General features: G+C 72.8%; 5 protein-coding genes. 3 read left to right on the top strand and 2 right to left on the bottom strand.

What is annotated here, in order from left to right; translation table 11 throughout:
* On the top strand, positions 1-1,077 hold a 1,077-nt coding region (locus Q0116_RS08110; protein WP_297886822.1), incomplete at its 5' end, for a TRC40/GET3/ArsA family transport-energizing ATPase.
* Positions 1,078-1,104: 27 nt separating this feature from the next.
* Here Q0116_RS08110 and Q0116_RS08105 read toward each other — a convergent pair.
* Entirely contained in the window at positions 1,105-1,740 is a 636-nt protein-coding gene (locus tag Q0116_RS08105) for a hypothetical protein (RefSeq protein WP_297886821.1), read from the bottom strand.
* Positions 1,737-2,426: a hypothetical protein gene (locus tag Q0116_RS08100; protein ID WP_297886820.1), complete on the bottom strand. Its 690-nt coding sequence runs from the start codon at positions 2,424-2,426 to the stop codon at positions 1,737-1,739. The genes Q0116_RS08105 and Q0116_RS08100 overlap by 4 nt, the downstream gene beginning before the upstream one ends.
* Positions 2,427-2,559: 133 nt before the next feature.
* Between Q0116_RS08100 and Q0116_RS08095 the strand changes: the two genes are divergently transcribed.
* Positions 2,560-3,372, top strand: coding sequence for a DUF2103 domain-containing protein (locus tag Q0116_RS08095; protein WP_297886819.1), 813 nt, complete (start codon positions 2,560-2,562; stop codon positions 3,370-3,372).
* Between the two features lie 198 nt (positions 3,373-3,570).
* A partial coding sequence (locus Q0116_RS08090) for a LysE family translocator (protein WP_297886818.1) occupies positions 3,571-4,077 on the top strand: 507 nt, incomplete at its 3' end.

The following is a 4,077-nucleotide window of genomic DNA, read 5'->3' as shown; positions in this document are numbered from 1 at the left end:
ACCGTCGACGACGATCTCGCCGACCTCCCGGCTGGCGTCGACGCGCCCGACTACGTGCTGTACGGCGGGAAAGGCGGCGTCGGGAAGACGACGATGGCGGCCGCGACGGGGCTCGCCTCGGCCGCGGGCGGCGTCCGGACGCTCGTCGTCTCGACCGACCCGGCCCACTCGCTGTCCGACACCTACGAGACCGAGATCCCGGCCGAGCCGGCGCGGATCCGCGAGGACGTGCCCCTGTACGCCGCCGAGATCGACCCCGACGCCGCGGTCGACGAGGGGATGTTCGGGGCGGACGGCGACCCGCTCGGCGGCCTCGGCGAGATGGGCGACGCGATGGGCGGGATGGGGGGCGATGGACCGATGGGCGGCGCCGAGGGCGAGGACGGAGAGGGGCTCGGCGGCCTCCTCGGCGGCACGATGCCCGGCGCGGACGAGGCCGCGGCGATGCGCCAGCTGCTGGAGTACCTCGACGACCCGCGGTTCGACCGCGTCGTCGTCGACACCGCGCCGACCGGCCACACGCTCCGCCTGCTCCAGCTGCCGGAGATCATGGACTCGATGCTCGGCCGCGTGATGAAACTCCGGCAGCGCTTCTCCGGGATGATGGACGGGATCAAGGGGATGTTCGGCGGCGGCGACGACGACCCCGACCCCTCGGCCGACCTCGAGGAACTGCGCGAGCGCATCGAGCGGCTCCGCGCGGTCCTGCGTGACCCGGCGAAGACCGACTTCCGCGTCGTGATGATCCCTGAGGAGATGAGCGTCGTGGAGTCCGAGCGGCTCGTCGCGCGGCTCGACGAGTTCGGCATCCCGGTGAACACGCTCGTCGTCAACCGGGTGATGGAGGGCGTCGGCGACGTGACCGGCGACGGAGCGGCCGGGATCGACCCCGACTGGGTGGTCGAGCCGAACCCCGACACCTGCGAGTTCTGCGCGCGCCGGTGGGAGGTCCAACAGAACGCGCTCCGGGAGGCGACCGACCTGTTCCGCGCCCGCGAGGTGAAGCGGGTCCCGCTGCTCGCGAACGAGGTGCGGGGCGAGACCGCGCTGCGGGTCGTGGCGGCCTGTCTGGACTGAGCGCTCCGACTCCGGCGCGCCCCGACCTTACTCGGCCGCGCTCCGCAGCAGTCGGTCCCGCACTAACTCCGCGACGCCCGTGAGGTGCGCCTGTCCGAAGAGCCCCACGAGCACCGCGCCCGCGGTGTTGTACATCAGGTCGAGCACGGTGTCGTCGAGCCCGTGCTGCGCGAGCGGCATGTCGATGCCCGTCTCGGTCGCGACGATGTCTAAGCCGAACTCGAACAGCTCCCAGAGCACGCCGAACGCGAGGACGATGAGCACGATGAAGACGAACGCGAACCGCGACGGGATCCGGATCCCGTCGCTGTGGAGGTCGACCGCCCGGAGCGTCGTGTACCCGACCGCGGCGACCAGCGAGGCCGACAGCGCGTGGGTCATGTGGTCCCACCACTCGACGCGGGCGTAGAATCCGGCCGACCCGACCGTGTGGAGGAACACGGCCGTCGTGATCCACAGGGCGAGCCACGGGTCGAGCGGGAGGTCGTACCGGCGTTCGAGCGTCGCCGGGACCAGCGTGACGAGGAGCGCGATGATCCCGTTGCTGATCGCCTTCTGCTCGCCCGCGAGGTACCCGTAGATGACGATGGCGACGAGGAGCACCTGCATCGCGCCCGTGAGCCGGCGCTGCGACGCGAGCGACGGCCGCGGGAGCAGCGTCATCGCCGCACCACCCGGCGGATGACCCGACGCAGGCGGCGTCCCCGCCCCCGGAAGTAGCCGTCGAAGAGGAGTCCGGCCGCGAGCCCGGCCAGCGTGACGTACATCCACTCGACCATCAGCGCGTCGTTCGTCGTCAGGTACGCAGTGCCGGCCCGCTGGTCGAGGTTCCAGCGCAGCACCGTCCACACAGCCGCCGTCGCCAGCGTCGCCATCACGACGAAGGCGACCGCGAACCAGTGGGTGAGGCGCAGCGTCGTGAACATGTGGAGGTCGACGGCGATAACGAGCGCCAGCGCCGCGATGGCGACGTACGTCGCGAACGTCCCCAACTCGCCGCCCGAGAGCGCGCGCACGAGGATCGGGAGCAGCGAGAGGCCGACCAGCTCGGCCGGGAGCATCGCCCGCCAGTCCCGGGCCGCCGCGGTCGGCGCGAGCACGACCGCGCCGAGCCCGACGGCGATGGCCGCCGACAGCACGTCGTAGTCGATCGCGCTCTCGACGAGGACGCCGGCCAGGACCGCGATCATCGCCCACGCGGCGACCGCGTTGAGCCGACCGTCGCGGACCAGCCGCGTCAGTCGGTCTTCGACGGCCCCGAGCGTGCCGGCCAGGTCCTCGCCGGACTCCCCGTCGCCGACGTCCGCCTCGGAGCCGGCCTCGGCGTCGCGGCGTCGGTCTCCGTCCATGTCCGGTACGGGGGCCGGGGAGGATTATAAGGTGTCGCTCCGGATCGGCGGGGAACTCCGGGCGAGTCGCCGGAGGGGTCCGAAACGGGCGGCGAACGGACGCCCTTTTATCTTCCACGACCGTTCGATCGGTATGAACTGCCGGCGGTGTGGGACCCCGTTACAGAAGCCGGGGGACTACTGTCTGACCTGTAACACCGCCAACGCGGACGCGGTCGTGGCCGAGTTCGACGCCGACCGCGCGCGGCTGACGATGCTGGACGAGGACGCCGTCGTCGGCGAGACGACGATCACCACGCGGCCGGAGGACGCCGAGCGGCTGACCGAGGTCCAGCTGCGGAACTTCGCGGGGCGCGTCGCCGACGAGATCCGGCGGAAGCGCCCGGAGACCGTCTACGCCGCCGGCGAGCGCGAACCCCTCCGCGAGACGCGCGCGCAGCTCCACCACGAGTTCTACCGCGTCCCCGACGGCGGCGCGACCGGAAGCGGAGGCGCGTCCGGAGGGAACGGCGACGCGGCGACGGACGGCGCTCCCGACGACGACGGAGCGGACGCGAGCCCGGTCGTTCAGTGGGTCCTCGACCGCCGGGGCGACCGGTCGCTGGCGGTGGTCGAGACCCCGCCCCGCGAGAAGATCGGCGGGTCGCACTCGACGCTCATCGGCGACCGCAAGGGTCGGAAGGCCGTCCAGACGGTCGCGGAGCACCCGCACGTCAAGAAGATCGTCCCCGGGCCCATCGACGCCGGCGGGACGGGGTCGCGGACCGGCCTCCGCGCGAAGGCGACGCGGGCGGGGACCAACGGCAACGTCCGGCTGCTCCTGCGGGACGGCTCCAGCGTTCAGGAGAACCGGATCGTCACCACGGCGATGGACCGCGAGACCGGCGAGCGCGTCCGCGAGGACCTCAACGAGGCGCTGCGCGAGGCGGAACTCCAAGACGTGTAGCCCGGGAGCGTCCCGGGTCGGACGCGCTCGCTCCGCCGTGCTCGCCGGTCCCCGCCCGCGGGCCGTCGCCCCTTGCGCGCCGGGCGTGTGCGGATCTGGCGCTCGGTGTCCGGATCCCGGTCGCGGCGTCCGGAAGCGGCCACTCCCGAGCGCGCTGCTGTCGCGGGGTTTTTCACGAAACCGGGCGTTGCGGGCGGTGTGAGTACCCTCGTCACGCTCGGGGCGGGCGTCGTCTTCGGACTGGCGCTCGCCGCGCCGCCCGGTCCGATGAACGCGGTGATCGCCGAGGAGGCCGTCCTCCGCGGTCGCTTCGCCGGCTTCCGCGCCGGGCTCGGCGCGGCGACCGCCGACGCGATCTTCTTCGTCCTCGCGTACGTCGGGGTCGTCGCGGTCGTGGAGTCGTTCCCGCTGTTACAGGGCGTCATGGTCGCGGTCGGCGGCGTCCTCATGCTGTACTTCGCCGTCGGCGCGGCGCAGGGCGCGCGGGCGTCGTTCCGCCCGACGTCCGGGGAGGAGACCATCGCGGCGGAGGGGAAGGGGTTCCGCAAGGCGCTGGTGCTCGCCCTGACGAACCCGTACCAGGTGCTGTTCTGGCTGACGATCGGCGTCGGCCTGCTTCAGCCGGGCGAGCTCGACGTGTTGTCCCGGCTCCCGGTCGTCGGGGCCGACCTCGCCGGGGCGCTCGTGGTCGCCACCGGCTCCCCC

Origin of the sequence: uncultured Halorubrum sp., from assembly GCF_937146585.1 — an archaeon.
GTDB classification, from domain to species: domain Archaea; phylum Halobacteriota; class Halobacteria; order Halobacteriales; family Haloferacaceae; genus Halorubrum; species Halorubrum miltondacostae.
The sequence above is the reverse complement of the archived record's forward strand: the minus strand, read 5'-3'. Positions and strand labels throughout refer to the sequence as shown.